Source organism: Sphingobium indicum B90A, from assembly GCF_000264945.2.
GTDB classification, from domain to species: Bacteria; Pseudomonadota; Alphaproteobacteria; order Sphingomonadales; family Sphingomonadaceae; genus Sphingobium; species Sphingobium indicum.
On the sequence record NZ_CP013070.1, the window covers coordinates 772,199 to 788,658 of the forward strand.

Here is a 16,460-nt window from a genome sequence, read left to right on the forward strand (position 1 = left end):
TTTCCTTACAGCGCCTGTAAGCTGATCCGGCCATAACCTGCCCGCCGGGCGCAGCGGGAACGCGCGACAAATGATAAGATTGTTCAAACATTATGTGCCCTATGCGGTCCTGCTGCTCGGCCTGCTAGACTTCATGCTGCTGCTGGCGGCGGCCGAGGGCGGGTGGCTCCTGCGCGCCCGACAGATCGGCATGGAGGTCGACCATATCGCGACCCGCATCGCGCCGCTGGTCAGTTTCGGCATCGCGATCCAGACGGCCATGATCGCGGTCGGCGTCTACGGCCCGGAATCGCTGCAATCCATCCGCCATGCGCTGGCGCGGCTGCTGGTCGCCATCTCGCTGGGCGTGCTGTTCCTGTCGGTCATGCATTTCCTGCTGCCCGACATCACGCTCTGGCGGTCCAATTCGCTCTACGCCATGGGCTTGGCCATCGCCCTGCTGCTGGCGATCCGACTCCTCCTGGGGTCGATGCTGGGCGGCGAGGCGTTCAAGCGGCGGCTGGTCGTGCTGGGCGCGGGCAATCGCGCCGACCGCATCCGGGAGATCGAGCAGCGCAAGGGCTCCGGCTTCCTCGTCGTCGGCTATATCGCGATGAACGACGGCGCGCAGGTGATCCCGGAAGCGATCAACCGCAACGCCATCTACAACCTCGCCGATTTCGTGGTCCGCCTGGCCGCCAGCGAGGTGGTGCTGGCGCTGGAGGAGCGGCGCAACGCCCTGCCGCTGGGCGACCTGCTGCGCATCAAGACCACCGGCGTCCATGTGAACGAAATCTCCACCTTCCTGGAGCGCGAGACCGGCCGCGTCGACCTGGACAGCGTGAATCCGAGCTGGCTGATCTTCTCCGACGGCTTTTCGGCGGGCCGCCGCCTGTCCAGCATCGCCAAGCGGCTGTTCGACATCGTCGCCAGTTCGATCCTGCTGCTGCTGACCGGCCCCGTCATCCTGCTGGCGGCGATCCTGGTGAAGCTCGACAGCAAGGGCCCCGCCTTCTACCGCCAGCAGCGCGTCGGCCTTTACGGCGAGGAATTCTGGATCGTGAAGCTGCGCACCATGCGGCAGGACGCGGAACTGACCGGTCAGGCGGTATGGGCGGAAAAGGACGATCCGCGCATCACCCGCCTGGGCTATTGGCTGCGCAAGCTGCGCATCGACGAACTGCCGCAGACCTGGACGGTGCTGAAGGGGGAGATGAGCTTCGTCGGCCCGCGCCCCGAACGCCGCCAGTTCGTCGAGGATCTGGAACAGCATCTGCGCTATTATGCGGAGCGCCACATGGTGAAGCCCGGCATCACCGGCTGGGCGCAGATCAACTATCCCTATGGCGCGTCGATAGAGGATGCCCGCAACAAGCTGGAATATGACCTTTATTACGCCAAGAACTACACGCCCTTCCTGGACCTGCTGATCCTCATCCAGACGCTGCGCGTCATCCTTTGGCCGGAGGGGGCGCGGTGAGCGGCCTGCTGCAATTCGTCGGCGACTGGGGCCATGCGCTGGCCGCCGTGCTGTTCGCGGCGCTCGGCATCTTCGCCCTGCGCCGCCGGGAGGAAGGCGCCGAACAGCGCCTGCTGGCCGTCGCGCTGCTGCTCACCTCCTGCTGGTCGCTCTACGTCTCCTTCGGCGGGGTCGACAAGCCGCTGACCGGCATCGGGGAGAATATCCGCAACGCCGCCTGGCTGCTGCTGCTGTTCGCGCTGCTGCGGCGGAACGGCGCTGCGCGAGGGGAATCGCTGCTGGCGATCGGATCGGTCTACGCCGCCGTGGCGGGGATCATCCTGCTCCAGACCTTCACGGACCTCATCTGGCGGCAATTGCCGACATCGAGCGACCTGCATCGCGCGCTTCTTCATGCCTCGCTGGTGCTGCACCTGATGACCGCCATCGGCAGCCTGATGCTGGTCCATCACCTCTACGTCAGTTGGCCGGTGCGCGAACGGCAGCGGGTGGCGCTGCTGCTGGGCGCGCTGGCGGCGATGTGGACATATGACCTCAATCTTTACGCCATCGCCGCCTTCGCCGTCGACCGGGCGAGCGACCTCTACGCGCTGAGGGGGCCGATGATGGCGCTGCTGGCGCCGGTGATCGGGGCGGGCATGCGCGCCGACATGGCGGGACGGCTGCAATTGTCGCGCGCCCTGACCTTCCAGTCGCTTTCCCTTGCCGCCATCGCGCTCTACGTCGCGGTGCTGGCGGCGACGGCGGTGCTGGTGGAACTGGTCGCCGGTCCCTATGCCCGGCTGGTCGAGATCGGCTGCGTCTTCTTCCTGGCGGTGAGCGCGCTGGTTCTGCTGCCCTCCCGCCGGCTGCGCGCCCTCTGGAAGGTGCAGGTGGCCAAGCATTTCTTCCAGCACCGCTATGATTACCGCACCGAATGGATGCGATTCGGCGATACGATAGGCCGCCCCGGCGACAACGCCCTGCCGCTGGGAGAGCGCGTGGCGAAGGCGGTGGCCGACATCACCGATTCCCCCGCCGCCCTCCTGATGCTGCGGGCGGAGGATGGCGCGCTGGCGTTCGAGACGCATTGGAACTGGCAGGGCGACAGGCCCGACGGGGCGGTCGTCCCTGCGCCGCTGGCCGCGCTCATCGAACAGAGCGGCTGGATCATCGACATCGACCGGCCGCCCAATGGCGCGGGGGAAATCAGCGCCCCCGGCTGGATGAGCCTCGATCGCCGCGCCTGGGCGCTGGTGCCGCTGATCCATTTCGGCCGGCTGATCGGCGCAATCCTGCTGGCTCGCCCGCCCATCAACCGGCGGCTGGACTGGGAGGATTTCGACATGCTGCGCGCCGCCGGACGGCAGGCGGCCAGCTATCTGAGCGAGGCGCAGGGGCAGCAGGCGCTGGACGACGCCCAGCGTTTCGAGGAATTCAACCGCCGTTTCGCGTTCATCATCCATGACGTCAAGAATCTGGTGAGCCAGCTTTCGCTGCTGGCCCGCAATGCGGAGCGGCATGCCGACAATCCGGACTTTCGCGCCGACATGGTGCTGACGCTGAAAGAGTCGGTGGGCAAGATGAACGACATGCTCGCCCGCCTGTCGCAGCATAACAAGGGCCGGGCGGAGGAACCCCGCCCGATGGCGCTGCGCGATGTGGCGGAGCAGGTGACGCGAACCCGCTCGCGCCAGCACGCAATAGGCGTCACGGGCGACGCGCCGCCGGTGCTGGCCGATCCGGCGCGGGTGGAGCAGATCGTCACCCATCTGCTCCAGAACGCCATCGACGCCAGCAATCCGGACAGCCCGGTGGAATTGCGCCTGTCCGCCGAGGGGACCGACGCTCTGCTGGAGGTGATCGACCGGGGCCGGGGCATGACCGCCGAATTCATCCGCCGCGAATTGTTCAAGCCCTTTTCGTCCAGCAAGGCGGGGGGCTTCGGCATCGGCGCCTACGAGGCGCGGGCGCTGGCCCAGGCGATGGGCGGGCGGATCGATGTGGAAAGCAAGCCCGGCGTGGGGAGCCGGTTCACATTGCGCCTGCCTTTGGCGCTAGGGGATTTTAGGGGGAAGGCCGCCTGATGAGCGACATGCGACCGAAATTGCTGATCGTGGAGGACGATCCGGGCCTGCAACGGCAGTTGCGCTGGGCCTATGAGGAATATCAGCTTTTCATCGCGGGCGACCGCGAGGAGGCGGTAGAGATGCTGCGCGAGCACGCGCCCGACGTGGTGACGCTGGACCTGGGCCTCCCGCCCGATCCCGACGGCACCAGCGAGGGTTTCGCCACGCTGGAGGAAATCCTGCGCATCAAGCCGGACACGAAGGTCATCGTCGCATCCGGCCATGGGGCCCGGGAAAGCGCGCTCCACGCCATTTCTGGCGGGGCCTATGATTTCTACCAGAAGCCGGTCGACATCGACGAACTGGGGCTGATCGTCCGCCGCGCCTTCCATGTCCATGCGCTGGAGCGGGAAAATGCCCGTCTTGCCGAAACCGCGCCGGAAGGAGGGCGCGTGCTGGGCCGGCTGATCACCGCCGCGCCGGAGATGATGAAGGTCGCCCGCACCATAGAGCGGGTGGCGGCGGCGGACGTATCCGTCCTGCTGCTGGGGGCGAGCGGCACCGGCAAGGAATTGCTCGCGCAGGGCCTGCACGACGCCAGCCCAAGGCGGCAAGGGGCCTTCGTCGCGATCAACTGCGCGGCGATCCCGGAAACGCTGCTGGAGGCGGAACTGTTCGGGCATGAGAAGGGCGCGTTCACCGGCGCGGTCAAGACCACGCCCGGCAAGATCGAACTGGCGCAGGGCGGCACATTGTTCCTCGACGAAGTGGGCGACATCCCGTTGGCCCTGCAGGTGAAGCTGTTGCGTTTCCTGCAGGATCGGGTGATCGAACGGATCGGCGGGCGCCAGCCCATAGCGGTCGACACGCGGATAGTCTGCGCCACCCACCAGAATCTGGAGGAGATGATCGTGGCGGGCACGTTCCGGGAGGATCTCTATTATCGCCTGGCGGAGATCGTGGTGCGCATTCCCGCGCTCCGGGAACGGCCCGGCGATCCGGCGCTGCTGGCGCGGCATTTCCTGAACCGCTTCGCCAAGGACATGAACCCGCAGGTGAAGGGACTCGCGCCGGACGCGCTGGCGGCGCTCGACGCCTGGGGCTGGCCGGGCAATGTGCGCGAGTTGGAAAACCGCATGAAGCGCGCCGTCATCATGGCGGATGGGAAGCATGTGACCGCCGCCGACCTCGACCTGGACGGGGACCGCGCCGAGGGGGGCGATGTCGTGAACCTGAAGGCGGCGCGGGAAATGGCCGACCGCCGCGCCATCCGCCGGGCGATAGCGCGGACGGACGGCAATATCTCAGGCGCGGCGAAGATGCTGGGGATCAGCCGTCCGACGCTCTACGACCTGCTGAAGCAATATCGGATGCAGAATTAGCCTGCCAGCAAATCCTCCCTGCGCGCAGCGTGGGGAGGGGGACCGCCGCCGAAGGCGGTGGTGGAGGGGAAATGGCGTGACCTGCGCATTTTCCCCTCCGTCAGCGCTTCGCGCTGCCACCTCCCCATCTATCGATGGGGAGGAATAGGTAACCCGACCAAATCGGCCTACCTCTATACCCTCTCGACTCCCAGATCCGCCGCGCTGATCCCCAGCCGCCTGATCTGCTCCGCCACCGGCGGCCAGACCGTATCCATGAACCGCGCCCGCTCCATGTCCCGCAACCGGCGCGTCGCGCCGTCAGCGACGAACATGCCGACGCCGCGCCTGACGACGATCAGCCCATCGTCCTGAAAGCATTGATAGGCCTTTGCCACCGTCAGCGGATTGGCGCCCTGCTGCGCGGCCAGGGCGCGCACAGAGGGCAACATGTCCCCGTCGCGAAATTCCCCGTCCAGTATCGAAGCGGCAATGATCTCCCGAAGGCGGAGATAGACGGGTTTCGAATCGTCGGCCATGGTGCATCAGTGCCATAATACAGCGTGTCAGGTCAAGCGACGCCCTTGCGCAATATCGGGTCAACCATGCAACTATCTGTCCCAGATGGAAACTATATTGTCATATTCTGGCCGAGGACGCTCCTCCTGCTCCCGTCCCGGCGTGCCGATGAAGACGAAGCCGGCGATCCGTTCCCCGGCTTTGGCGAAGGCGGCGCGCACATCCTCGTTATAGCTGGGCCAGCCCGTCAGCCATCCGCCCGCAAAGCCCAGCGCATGAGCCGCATGGAGCAGGTTCATGATCGCCGCGCCAGCCGACAGTTCCTGTTCCCAAAGCGGGATCTTGCTGCCCTCGACCGGCGCGGAAAGCGCGACGACCAGTGTCGGCGCCTGATGCGCGAACTGGTGCATCGCCTCTATCTCCAGCCGTCCGGCATCGGGCTTTTCGGCGCGATAGGCATTTTCCAGCAATGCGGCGAGAGCGTCTCGCTTTTCCAACGGCACGATCACGAAGCGCCAGGGCGCCAGCTTGCCATGATCGGGCGTGCGCTGCGCCACTTCCAGGATCGTGCGAAGCTGGCCTTCGTCCGGTCCCGGCGCGATCAGGTCGCGGGGCTTGCCGGATCGGCGGGTCTGGAGGAGCGAGAGGGGCGAAGTGCGATCATTGAACATGGCCGCCCAGATGGCCCGGCAACGCGCATGGCGCAAGGGGCGTGGCCGCTCTTTGACAGATGAATAGTTTGGGCTCTAGGCTGGCCTGGACAAGGGATGCGTTCCGCAGGCCCCGCAACAAGATAGGATCGGGAGCCGGATGGCGACCTCAGTTTCAACCGCGGCCGGCGCGGGGATGGGCAAGACCTGGCTTGGCCATCCGCGCGGGCTGTTCCTGCTGTTCTTCGTGGAGATGTGGGAACGCTTCTCCTTCTACGGCATGCGCGCGCTGCTGATCTTCTACCTGACGCAGCATTTCCTCTTTTCCGACCGCGACGCCAGCTACGCCTATGGCGCCTATATGTCGCTGATCTACATCTCGCCGCTGATGGGCGGCTATCTGGCGGACCGCTATCTGGGCCAGCGCAAGGCGGTGCTGTTCGGCGGCGTCGTGATCGCCATCGGCCATATCGTCCTGGGCATGGAAAGCGACGATGCGGGCGCGATGGGCCTTGGCCTCTTCTGGCTCGGCCTGGCGACCGTGATCACGGGCACGGGCTTCCTCAAATCCAGCGTTTCGGCGCTGGTGGGCCAGCTTTATCCGCGGGACGACATGCGGCGCGACCCGGCCTATACGATCTTCTACATGGGCATCAATGTGGGCGCGACCATGGGCCCCATCATCTGCGGCTATCTGGGCCAGACATGGGGCTGGCACTGGGGCTTCGGCGCCGCGTCGGTGGGCATGATCGCGGGGGTGATCGGCTTCATGCTGTGCAAGCCGCTGTTGCAGGGTCGGGGCGAACCCCGCGATCCCGAACGGCTGAAGGAACGGGTCGGCGGCGTCGTCAGCCGCGAATGGCTCGTCTATCTCTCCAGCCTGGCGTCGATCGGGCTGTGCTGGTTCCTGATCCAGAACCATGTGATCGTCGGCTGGATGCTGGCGGCGGCGAGCGCGGCCGTCGTGCTCTACATCCTCTGGGAAGCCTTCGGCCGGATGGAGCGGATCGGGCGGGACAGGATGCTGGCGGCGCTGTTCCTGCTCGTCGTCAACCCGATCTTCTGGGGCCTCTACGAACAGACCGGATCGTCGCTCAGCCTGTTCACGGATCGCTATACGGACCGCACCATATGGGGCTTCAACGTCCCCGCCTCGATGTTCCAGTCGGTCAACGCCGCCTATATATTGATGTTCGGCCCGGTCCTGGCGGGCCTGTGGATCTGGCTGGCGAAGCGGGGATGGGAACCGTCCACCCCGGCCAAGTTCGGCATCGCGCTGGCGCTGGTGGGCGCGGGATTCCTGATCCTGGTGGCGGGAACCGGAGCGCCCGGCACGCTGACGCCGGTGCTGTTCATCTTCCTGCTCTACCTCTGCCACACGCTGGGCGAACTCTGCCTGTCGCCGGTCGGCCTGTCCGCCATGTCGAAACTGGCGCCGTCGCGGATGATCGGCCTGATGATGGGCATCTGGTTCCTGGCCATGGCGCTGGGCGAATATGCCGCCGGTCTGATCGCCGCGGCCACGGGCGGGGAGGGGGGAGCCGCCTCCCGCGGCGACGTGCTGGCGGTTTACGGCACGATCGGCTGGTGGTCCGTCGGCGCGGGACTGGCCGTCATGGCGCTGGCGCCGCTGGTGAAGCGGCTGATGCACGCCGACCGCTTCGCGGAGGAGGGCGAGTAGGGCGGCGCTACCGCGTCGCGCCCCAAATGTCGCTGGCGCGGACAAAGCCCTTCTGCCCGCCGACGTCGAAGGCGCACCAGCCCTTGCCGCAGGAGGAAAGCCGTCCCACCACGCCCTTCTGAGCGCGGAACAGGGCGCGGCCGTCTTCACTGGGGGAATCGCGCATCGGCGCGATGTCGGCGGTGACGATGGCGGTCGGCGTGTCGCTCAGCAGGCGCACATGCATCCAGCCCTGCGTACCGCTCGAATCCTCCACCTTACGCCACAGGCCCAGCACCTGCACCACCTTCACCGGCAGGTCGCGGCGGCGATAGACCCAGTTGGACGGGTAATCCAGGCTGGGGCCGACGCGCATGCGCGCCTCCTCCTGCGTCAGCGAAGCCCAATAGGGCACCGGCTTCGCAGGCGCGGCCCATGCCCCGCCCGTCCAGCACAGCGCCGCCACCATGCCCGCGCCCAGATAGCCCTTCATGCCCATATCGTCCCCATCGTCTGACCGTCAGACCATAGCCGTTAGCGGCCGTCAGCGACAACCGCTCTCTTGCGGATATGGATAAGCGCTTGACCATCGTGCTCCCGGGGAATAGCGGCCGGATATGGCCAAGAAACCGCGCCCCGCCACGCCGCGCGTCATCGTCACGCGCCGCCTGCCTCCCAATGTCGAGGCGCGCATGGCCGAACTGTTCGACACCGTCTTCAACATCGGCGACGTGCCGATGGACCGGGCCGCGCTGACCCGCGCCATGGCGCAGTGCGACGTGCTGGTGCCCTCCGTCACCGACCATCTCGACGCCGCGCTGATCGAGGCCGCGCCGGAGAGGTTGCAACTCATCGCCAGCTTCGGCAGCGGCGTCGACCATATCGACCTCCATGCCACGCGGCAGAAGGGGATCATCGTCACCAACACGCCCGGCGTGCTGACGGAGGATACCGCCGACATGACCATGGCGCTGATCCTGTCGGTGCCGCGCCGCCTGGCGGAGGGGGAGAAGCTGGTGCGATCCGGCGCGTGGACGGGCTGGAGCCCGTCGGGCATGCTGGGCCACCGGATCGGCGGGAAGAGGCTGGGCATCATCGGCATGGGCCGCATTGGTCGCGCGGTGGCCCGCCGCGCCGCCGCCTTCGGCCTGTCCATCGCCTATCACAACCGCCATCGCCTGCCCTTCGAGGTGGAGCAGGAATTGCAGGCGCATTGGCACGGCGACCTCGATTCCCTGCTGGCGGGAAGCGATATCGTGTCGATCCACTGTCCGCTCAACGCCGACAGCCGCGGGATGATTGACGCCCGGCGGATCGCGCTGATGCGGTCCGACGCCTATCTTATCAACACCTCGCGGGCAGAGATCACGGACGAACCGGCGCTGATCGCGGCGCTGGCCGAAGGGCGGATCGCCGGGGCGGGGCTGGACGTCTATACCCATGAACCGGCGGTCGATCCCCGGCTGCTGGACCTTTCCAACGTCGTGCTGCTGCCGCATATGGGGTCCGCGACGATCGAGGGGCGCGACGCGACCGGGGCGCGGGTGATCGCCAATATCAGAAGCTGGGTGGACGGACACCGGCCGCCCAACCAGGTGCTGGAAGGCTGGGTCTGAGCAGGCCGGCCATAGCGGAACAACCTAGATTTCAGAGTCCTGCATGACCCTTTCCGATGTCGATCGCCGCAGCCTTTTCCGCAGCCTTTGCGGGTTGGGAGGCGCGCTGGCCCTCAGCCGGATTTTTCCCGCCTGGGCGCAGAGCGGAACGGCGGGCCTGTCCCTGGCTCCCGGAGCGCTGAGCGGCGAGACTATCGCGCTGACCGTGGCGGAGGGGCATTTTTCGACCGGCGGGCGTTCGGGCCACGCGGTGATGATCAACGGCACGCTGCCCGCGCCGCTCATCCGCTTGAGGGAAGGGCAGAATGTCCGGCTGTCCGTCACCAATCGCCTGCGGGAGGACACGTCGATCCACTGGCACGGCCTGATCGTGCCGTTCCAGATGGACGGGGTGCCGGGGATCAGCTTTCCCGGCATCCGCCCCGGCGAGACCTTCACCTATGAATTTCCGGTCCGCCAGTCGGGCACCTACTGGTATCACAGCCATTCTGGAATGCAGGAGGCGGTGGGCCATTATGGGCCGATCGTGATCGACCCCGCCGGGCCGGACCCCGTGCAGGCGGAGCGCGAGCATGTCGTCATCCTGTCGGACTGGAGTCCGGTTCACCCGCATGTCCTGCTGCGGCGGCTGAAGCAGATGGGCGGCTATTTCAACATGCAGAAGCAGACCCTGTCGGGGCTGCTCGCGGGCAAGGACCAGAACGCGAAGGAGCGCCTTCAATGGGGCGCCATGCGCATGGACCCGACCGACATATCCGACGTCACCGGCTCGACCTACAGCTTCCTGGCGAACGGCCATGGCACGGCGGAGAACTGGACGGGACTCTTCACGCCTGGCGAGCGGGTGCGGCTGCGCATCGTCAATGCGGCCGCCATGACCAATTTCAACCTGCGCCTGCCGGGACTGCCGATGACGGTGGTGCAGTGCGACGGCCAGCATGTCCAGCCGGTGGAGACCGACGAGATCCAGATCGGCATCGCGGAGACCTATGATGTGGTGGTGCGGCCCACCGAAGCGAAGCCCTATGCCTTGATCGCGGAGGCGATAGACCGCTCCGGACTGGTGCGGGCGACCCTTGCGCCCCGGATCGGCATGGCGGCGGACGTGCCCGCGCTGCGCGAAAGGCCGCTGCTGGGCATGAAGGACATGGGCATGGACATGTCCGGCATGGGGGATATGCCCGGACATTCCATGAAGATGCGCGACCCGTCCGTCGCGCCGCAGGTGAAGATGGGACCGGGCGTCGCGACCCTTTCCCCCATGCCGGTGGACCGGACCGCAGACCGGCCCACGGGGCTGGAGAGCGTCGAGCATCGGGTGCTGACCTATGCCGACCTGAAATCGCTTGAGCCGAACCGCGACAGGCGCGCGCCGACCCGCACGCTGGACATCCACCTGACCGCGAACATGGAGCGCTACATGTGGTCCTTCGACGGGGTGAAGCTGTCCGACGGGGCCGAACCCATCGCCTTCCGCCATATGGAGCGGGTGCGGGTGAACCTGATCAACGACACGATGATGCCGCACCCGATCCATCTGCACGGCCATTTCTTCGAGCTTGTGACTGGCGCCGGCGACCATAATCCGCTCAAGCACACGGTGAACGTGCTGCCTGGAGGGAAAGTGAGCTTCGACCTTACGGCAGACGCGCTGGGCGATTGGGCCTTTCACTGCCATATGCTGATGCACATGCATGCAGGGATGATGCGCGTCGTGACCGTTCGGCATGCGGCGGACGCGGCATGAAGGCGCTGGCGTTCGCAGCGCTGCTGTCGCTCGCTGCCGCAGCCTTTCCGGCCGGAGCGCAGGAACATGCCGGTCATGGCCAGACGGATCACGGCCAGATGGATCACGGCCAGATGGATCATGGCCGGATGAATCATGACGGCATGGATCGGCCGCAGGACCATGGCGACCATCAGCCCGCTGCCGGAAACCCCCATGCCGGCCACGGCCTGCCCGCACCCGATGCGGGCGTGCCGGCAGGCGTCGCGCCTCCCGCGCCGACCGATCATGCCGCCGAAGCCTTTTACGACCCCGCGGAAATGGCGCGCGCCCGCGCTGCCATGCTCAGGGAAAGCGGCGGCATGACCTTCTCCCGCCTCATGCTCGACCGGCTGGAATATCGCATGGGCAGGGGCGCCGACGCCTATCATTGGGAAGGGGAAGGCTGGGTCGGCGGCGACCTCAACCGCTTCGCCTTCAAGACGGAGGGGGAGGGAGATTTCGGCGGCCCGCTGGAAAGGGCGGAAGTGCAGGCGCTTTACAGCCGGGCGATCGATCCCTGGTTCAACCTGGAGGCCGGCGTCCGCCACGACATTCGCCCCGGCCCGCAACGGACCTATGCGGTGGTGGGCATCGACGGCCTTGCCCCCTATTGGTTCGAGGTCGGCGCGCAGGCCTTTCTCTCCGACAAGGGCGACGCGCATCTGCGGCTGGAGGGCAGCTATGACCAGCGCATCACCCAGCGCCTGATCCTGCAACCGGCGGCGGAAATCGACATCGCGGCGCAGGACGTGCCTGAACTCGGCATCGGTTCGGGCCTGTCGGACGTCGAACTGGGATTGCGGCTGCGCTATGAATTCGCGCGGGAGTTCGCGCCCTATGTCGGCGTGAATTGGGAGAGAAAACTGGGCGAAACCGCCCGCTTCGCCCGCGCCCAAGGGGCGCGGGCGTCCGCGACCAGCCTGGTGATGGGCGTGCGCTTCTGGTTCTGACCTCTCGACCGGGCACAGGAACCGCCGGTCCCCCCATCCGTTGGGAAATGCAGGTCTTTCAACGGAAGGAGTGTCGGATGATCCGTCTGGCCATCATTTCGCTCGTGATCGCCGCCGTGCTGGCCATATTGGGCTTCGGCGGCGCGGCGGGCACCTTCGTGGGCATCGCGAAGTTCCTGTTCGTGCTGGCGATCGCATTGTTCGTCATCTTCCTCGTGCTTGGCCTGATGGCTGGCAAGGGGATCAAGAACGCGATAGATCGCTGACTCATGATGATCGGTGCTGGAGTGGATGAGACCGGGCGGCTGGTCCGCGACCAGGCGGGCTTCCTGCTCCAGCGCGATCTGGGCGGCAGTTTCCGCCTGGTGCTGCTGCGCGTGCCCGTCGACCATGTGGAAAAGCGGGTGCGGGTGCAGGGCTATTATGCCGGGGACGGCATAGTGGAGGTGGAGGGAGTGGCCGCGGCCTGACGGCACGCGGCCTTCCCGATCAGGGATAGGTCGATTCGCGGGGATCGCCCGACGCCATGACGTCATGCGTGCTGACGAAGCGCGCGCAGGCGCCCACGCCCCGGTTATTCTCCAGCGGCAGGGCCGTTTCGCAATAGGCGCATTCCGCCATCAGCCGCCCGACCATCCACTGGCTGCGGCCGCAACTGGGGCAGTGATTGGCTTCCCCAGGATGATAATGGATGATGTAACCCCTTAAGGCCGGGTCGAAAGACCTGCCGGTCGCGAGCGAATCTGGGCGCATCGTCTCTTCCTCCTCAGACATATATCTCGGCATCGACGCAAAATTCGGAAATGTCCCCCCGAGCTTCACATCAGCATGGATGCAACGACGAACGTCAGAGCGAGCGACCCTTATCATCTCTGCAAAGCGCGCTCCTTGCACCAGAACGCGGCTGCAACCCAATGTATCCCGCCCCGGACGATGCCGTCTACAAGAAAGATTCGCGGGAACCGCGCCATTTCGCGGCTTCGCATTTGACTTGAGGCGCGCAGGCGCTATGGCGGCGCGCATCGGGACATATCCGCTTCGGCCGTGAGTTGGGGCGCATCCCGCCACCTTGCCGTCCGGTCTTTTCTCGCCGTCCGGCGAGCCCCTGGTGGAATAGCGTCATCCTGCCTGCTCCTGGCCGGGCATCTGCGAGGAGACGCACGACTCATGACCGCCATCGGACAGGACACACTCGGCACGCGCGACCTTTTGAAGGTCGGCGGCAAGGACATCGCCTATTATTCGTTGAAGAAGGCCGCCGCCAAGCTGGGCGACGTTTCGCGGCTTCCCTTCTCGATGAAGGTGCTGCTGGAAAACCTGCTCCGCTTCGAGGATGGCGTCACCGTCACCACCGACGACATCCAGGCGATCGTCGACTGGCAGAATGACAAGGGCAAGGCGGAACGCGAGATCCAGTATCGCCCCGCCCGCGTGCTGCTGCAGGACTTCACCGGCGTTCCCTGCGTGGTCGACCTCGCCGCCATGCGCGACGCGATGAATGCGCTGGGCGCCGACGCCAGCAAGATCAACCCGCAGGTTCCTGTCCATCTGGTCATAGACCACTCGGTCATGGTCGACGAATTCGGCACGCCCAAGGCGTTCGAACAGAATGTGGAAATCGAGTATCAGCGCAATATGGAGCGCTACGACTTCCTGAAATGGGGTTCGAAGTCGCTCAACAACTTCTATGCCGTCCCCCCGGGCACCGGCATCTGCCATCAGGTCAATCTGGAAAATATCGCGCAGGGCGTCTGGTCGAGCGAAGGCCCGGACGGCGTCACCGTCGCCTATCCCGACACCTGCGTCGGCACCGACAGCCACACCACCATGATCAACGGCCTGGGCGTGCTGGGCTGGGGCGTGGGCGGCATCGAGGCTGAGGCCGCGATGCTGGGCCAGCCGGTCTCCATGCTCATCCCCGAAGTCGTCGGCTTCCGCTTCACCGGCGAACTCAAGGAAGGCGTCACCGCCACCGACCTCGTCCTCACCTGCACCCAGATGCTGCGCGCCCGCGGCGTGGTTGGCCGCTTCGTCGAATATTTCGGCCCCGGCCTCGCCACCCTGTCGCTGGCCGACCGCGCGACGCTGGCCAACATGGCGCCGGAATATGGCGCGACCTGCGGCTTCTTCGGCATCGACGACAAGACGCTGGACTATATGCGCCTGACCGGCCGCACCGAGGAGAATATCGCGCTGGTCGAAGCCTATGCGAAGGAGCAGGGCTTCTGGATCGATCCGTCGGTCGAGCCGATCTTCACCGACACGCTGGAACTGGACCTGGCCACCGTCGTCCCCAGCCTTGCTGGCCCGAAGCGCCCGCAGGACCGCGTTTCGCTGCCCGAAGTGGACGACGTGTTCAACGCCGACATGGCGAACGTCTACAAGAAGGCGCAGCAGCGCGTTCCGGTCGAGGGCAAGGATTTCGACATCGGCGACGGCGACGTCACCATCGCCGCGATCACGAGCTGCACCAACACGTCGAACCCCGGCGTGCTGGTCGCCGCCGGCCTCGTCGCCAAGAAGGCGAACGAACTGGGCCTGAAGCCCAAGCCCTGGGTCAAGACCTCGCTGGCGCCGGGTTCGCAGGTCGTCACCGACTATCTGGAACGGGCCGGCCTCCAGTCGCATCTCGACGCCGTCGGCTTCAACCTGGTCGGCTATGGCTGCACCACCTGCATCGGCAATAGCGGTCCGCTGGCCGAGCCGATCAGCAAGGCGATCAACGAAAACGGCCTGGTCGCCGCCGCCGTCATCTCCGGCAACCGCAACTTCGAAGGCCGCGTGTCGCCCGACGTGCGCGCCAACTTCCTGGCCAGCCCGCCGCTGGTCGTCGCCTATGCGCTCAAGGGCACGGTGGTCGAAGACTTCATCACCACGCCGATCGGCACCGGCAAGGACGGTCAGCAGGTGTTCCTGAAGGACATCTGGCCCAGCAATGACGAGGTTGCATCGACCATGGCGGGCTGCATGGACCGCCAGATGTTCCAGGCGCGCTACGCCAACGTCTACAAGGGCGACGCCCACTGGCAGGCGATCGACGTCACGGGTTCGGACACCTACAGCTGGCGCGCCGGTTCCACCTATGTCGCCAACCCGCCCTATTTCGAGGGGCTGACCATGACCCCGAAGCCGGTCACCGACATCGTCGAGGCCAAGCCGCTGGCGATCTTCGGCGACTCGATCACCACCGACCATATTTCCCCGGCCGGTTCGATCAAGGCGACCAGCCCTGCCGGCAAGTGGCTGCAGGAGCGCCAGGTGGCGCAGGCCGACTTCAACAGCTACGGCGCGCGCCGCGGCCATCACGAAGTCATGATGCGCGGCACCTTCGCCAATATCCGCATCAAGAACCTGATGCTGGACGGCGTCGAGGGCGGCATGACCCGCTATGAAGGCGAAGTCATGCCGATCTACGACGCGGCGATGAAGCACAAGGCGGACGGCACTCCGCTGGTCGTCATCGGCGGCAAGGAATATGGCACCGGATCGTCGCGCGACTGGGCGGCGAAGGGCACGAACCTGCTCGGCGTCCGCGCCGTCATCGTCGAGAGCTTCGAGCGCATCCACCGTTCGAACCTGGTCGGCATGGGCGTGCTGCCGCTCCAGTTCAAGGACGGCCAGAACAAGGACACGTTCAGCCTGACGGGCGACGAGACCTTCACCATCCAGAATGTCGCCGGCCTGAAGCCCCGCCAGGATGTCGAGGTGATCGTGAAGCGCGCCGACGGCTCGACCTTCACCTTCACCGCGCTCTGCCGCATCGATACCGTCAACGAACTGGATTACTTCCTGAACGGCGGCATCCTTCAATATGTGCTGCGCAAGCTGGCCGCCTGAACGGCCGACGCATGCTGACGGGAAAGGGGGCTCTCTCCATGAGGAGGGAGCCCTTTTTCTTCGGAGAAAAGCAGCGAAATCGCAAAGTCGCGGATGTTCCGGCCATTGCTGACATCCCCCCGTCACCCCGGGCTTGACCCGGGGTTCCGTTTTCTTTCTGAATACGCGCCTCGTCCAAGGCAGCGGGACCCCGGGTCAAGCCCGGGGTGACGAAAGGAGGAGTGGCGGGAATCCACCCAAATCCACAATCAAGCCCCGCCCCAACCAGGCCCAATCATCATTTTGCCTTCGGAGGATGGATTGCCGATCCTTGTCGAAATCGCCGGCTGGCTGGGCGCGCTCTTGATATTGGGCGCCTATCTGCTCGTGTCGAGCGGGCATGTCTCCGGCAAGTCGGCCCTGTTTCAATGGATGAACGCCCTCGGCTCGGCGCTGTTCATCCTCAACACATGGTGGCACGGCGCCATCCCGTCGATGGTGCTCAACATCATCTGGCTCGGCATAGGCACCGCCGCATTGATGCGCATCGCCCGCCAATAGCCCCCATTTCATCAGCCCAAGAAAGGCTGGGGTGGCAGGTCGCGCTCCCTTT

The 16,460-nt window shown here is 65.9% G+C and carries 15 protein-coding genes; 11 read left to right on the top strand and 4 right to left on the bottom strand.

What is annotated here, in order from left to right; all coding sequences use genetic code 11:
* Nucleotides 1–70 precede the first annotated feature (70 nt).
* Genes SIDU_RS03845 through prsR form a run of 3 tightly spaced genes read left to right on the top strand, consistent with a single transcriptional unit; the run spans nucleotide 71 to nucleotide 4,889 of the window.
* The gene (locus tag SIDU_RS03845) at nucleotides 71–1,459 is read left to right on the top strand and encodes a TIGR03013 family XrtA/PEP-CTERM system glycosyltransferase (RefSeq protein ID WP_007688221.1); all 1,389 of its coding nucleotides are present in this window, start codon (nucleotides 71–73) and stop codon (nucleotides 1,457–1,459) included.
* Nucleotides 1,456–3,525, top strand: coding sequence for an XrtA/PEP-CTERM system histidine kinase PrsK (prsK, locus tag SIDU_RS03850; RefSeq protein WP_007688220.1), 2,070 nt, complete (start codon nucleotides 1,456–1,458; stop codon nucleotides 3,523–3,525). The genes SIDU_RS03845 and prsK overlap by 4 nt, the downstream gene beginning before the upstream one ends.
* Nucleotides 3,525–4,889, top strand: a complete 1,365-nt coding sequence (prsR, locus tag SIDU_RS03855) for a PEP-CTERM-box response regulator transcription factor (RefSeq protein WP_007688219.1) — start codon at nucleotides 3,525–3,527, stop codon at nucleotides 4,887–4,889. Before prsK ends, prsR begins: the two co-directional genes overlap by 1 nt.
* 173 nt (nucleotides 4,890–5,062) lie before the next feature.
* Here the strand turns inward: prsR and SIDU_RS03860 are convergent, their stop codons facing one another.
* Nucleotides 5,063–5,407 (bottom strand): GntR family transcriptional regulator, encoded by a 345-nt coding sequence (locus tag SIDU_RS03860; protein ID WP_007688218.1) that lies wholly within the window; start codon nucleotides 5,405–5,407, stop codon nucleotides 5,063–5,065.
* Between the two features lie 72 nt (nucleotides 5,408–5,479).
* On the bottom strand, nucleotides 5,480–6,058 hold the full coding sequence (locus tag SIDU_RS03865) for a nitroreductase family protein (RefSeq protein ID WP_013040566.1): 579 nt from the start codon (nucleotides 6,056–6,058) through the stop codon (nucleotides 5,480–5,482).
* A 139-nt stretch (nucleotides 6,059–6,197) separates the two neighbouring features.
* On the opposite strand from SIDU_RS03865, the gene SIDU_RS03870 reads away from it, so the two are divergent.
* Complete coding sequence (locus tag SIDU_RS03870; RefSeq protein WP_007688216.1) at nucleotides 6,198–7,718, top strand: peptide MFS transporter; 1,521 nt, start codon at nucleotides 6,198–6,200, stop codon at nucleotides 7,716–7,718.
* A gap of 7 nt (nucleotides 7,719–7,725) precedes the next feature.
* Here the strand turns inward: SIDU_RS03870 and SIDU_RS03875 are convergent, their stop codons facing one another.
* The gene (locus SIDU_RS03875; protein WP_007688215.1) at nucleotides 7,726–8,196 is read right to left on the bottom strand and encodes an SH3 domain-containing protein; all 471 of its coding nucleotides are present in this window, start codon (nucleotides 8,194–8,196) and stop codon (nucleotides 7,726–7,728) included.
* A 118-nt stretch (nucleotides 8,197–8,314) separates the two neighbouring features.
* Between SIDU_RS03875 and SIDU_RS03880 the strand changes: the two genes are divergently transcribed.
* The 5 genes from SIDU_RS03880 (at nucleotide 8,315) to SIDU_RS03900 (ending at nucleotide 12,501) form a co-directional block, all read left to right on the top strand.
* Nucleotides 8,315–9,313, top strand: a complete 999-nt coding sequence (locus tag SIDU_RS03880; RefSeq protein WP_007688214.1) for a 2-hydroxyacid dehydrogenase — start codon at nucleotides 8,315–8,317, stop codon at nucleotides 9,311–9,313.
* Between the two features lie 43 nt (nucleotides 9,314–9,356).
* Complete coding sequence (locus SIDU_RS03885; RefSeq protein ID WP_007688213.1) at nucleotides 9,357–11,060, top strand: copper resistance system multicopper oxidase; 1,704 nt, start codon at nucleotides 9,357–9,359, stop codon at nucleotides 11,058–11,060.
* Nucleotides 11,057–12,031, top strand: coding sequence for a copper resistance protein B (locus SIDU_RS03890; RefSeq protein WP_007688212.1), 975 nt, complete (start codon nucleotides 11,057–11,059; stop codon nucleotides 12,029–12,031). The genes SIDU_RS03885 and SIDU_RS03890 overlap by 4 nt, the downstream gene beginning before the upstream one ends.
* A 77-nt stretch (nucleotides 12,032–12,108) precedes the next feature.
* Nucleotides 12,109–12,297 (top strand): DUF1328 domain-containing protein, encoded by a 189-nt coding sequence (locus SIDU_RS03895; RefSeq protein WP_007688211.1) that lies wholly within the window; start codon nucleotides 12,109–12,111, stop codon nucleotides 12,295–12,297.
* A gap of 3 nt (nucleotides 12,298–12,300) precedes the next feature.
* Nucleotides 12,301–12,501 carry a DUF5818 domain-containing protein gene (locus SIDU_RS03900; RefSeq protein WP_007688209.1) on the top strand — a complete coding sequence of 67 codons (201 nt, stop codon included), beginning with the start codon at nucleotides 12,301–12,303 and terminating at the stop codon, nucleotides 12,499–12,501.
* A gap of 19 nt (nucleotides 12,502–12,520) precedes the next feature.
* Here the strand turns inward: SIDU_RS03900 and SIDU_RS03905 are convergent, their stop codons facing one another.
* Entirely contained in the window at nucleotides 12,521–12,784 is a 264-nt protein-coding gene (locus tag SIDU_RS03905) for a hypothetical protein (protein WP_007688207.1), read from the bottom strand.
* Between the two features lie 414 nt (nucleotides 12,785–13,198).
* Between SIDU_RS03905 and acnA the strand changes: the two genes are divergently transcribed.
* The gene (gene acnA, locus SIDU_RS03910) at nucleotides 13,199–15,868 is read left to right on the top strand and encodes an aconitate hydratase AcnA (RefSeq protein ID WP_007688206.1); all 2,670 of its coding nucleotides are present in this window, start codon (nucleotides 13,199–13,201) and stop codon (nucleotides 15,866–15,868) included.
* Nucleotides 15,869–16,168: 300 nt separating this feature from the next.
* Nucleotides 16,169–16,408: a CBU_0592 family membrane protein gene (locus SIDU_RS03915; protein ID WP_007688204.1), complete on the top strand. Its 240-nt coding sequence runs from the start codon at nucleotides 16,169–16,171 to the stop codon at nucleotides 16,406–16,408.
* The last annotated feature ends 52 nt before the right edge of the window (nucleotides 16,409–16,460 follow it).

Bases quoted from the DNA above. Each gene is read 5' to 3' on its own strand.
- SIDU_RS03895 (WP_007688211.1), top strand. From the start codon at position 12,109: ATGATCCGTCTGGCCATCATTTCGCTCGTGATCGCCGCCGTGCTGGCC.
- SIDU_RS03885 (WP_007688213.1), top strand. From the start codon at position 9,357: ATGACCCTTTCCGATGTCGATCGCCGCAGCCTTTTCCGCAGCCTTTGC.
- SIDU_RS03870 (WP_007688216.1), top strand. From the start codon at position 6,198: ATGGCGACCTCAGTTTCAACCGCGGCCGGCGCGGGGATGGGCAAGACC.
- SIDU_RS03860 (WP_007688218.1), bottom strand. From the start codon at position 5,407: ATGGCCGACGATTCGAAACCCGTCTATCTCCGCCTTCGGGAGATCATT.
- acnA (WP_007688206.1), top strand. From the start codon at position 13,199: ATGACCGCCATCGGACAGGACACACTCGGCACGCGCGACCTTTTGAAG.
- SIDU_RS03845 (WP_007688221.1), top strand. From the start codon at position 71: ATGATAAGATTGTTCAAACATTATGTGCCCTATGCGGTCCTGCTGCTC.
- SIDU_RS03905 (WP_007688207.1), bottom strand. From the start codon at position 12,784: ATGCGCCCAGATTCGCTCGCGACCGGCAGGTCTTTCGACCCGGCCTTA.
- SIDU_RS03865 (WP_013040566.1), bottom strand. From the start codon at position 6,058: ATGTTCAATGATCGCACTTCGCCCCTCTCGCTCCTCCAGACCCGCCGA.
- SIDU_RS03880 (WP_007688214.1), top strand. From the start codon at position 8,315: ATGGCCAAGAAACCGCGCCCCGCCACGCCGCGCGTCATCGTCACGCGC.
- SIDU_RS03890 (WP_007688212.1), top strand. From the start codon at position 11,057: ATGAAGGCGCTGGCGTTCGCAGCGCTGCTGTCGCTCGCTGCCGCAGCC.
- prsR (WP_007688219.1), top strand. From the start codon at position 3,525: ATGAGCGACATGCGACCGAAATTGCTGATCGTGGAGGACGATCCGGGC.
- SIDU_RS03900 (WP_007688209.1), top strand. From the start codon at position 12,301: ATGATGATCGGTGCTGGAGTGGATGAGACCGGGCGGCTGGTCCGCGAC.
- SIDU_RS03875 (WP_007688215.1), bottom strand. From the start codon at position 8,196: ATGGGCATGAAGGGCTATCTGGGCGCGGGCATGGTGGCGGCGCTGTGC.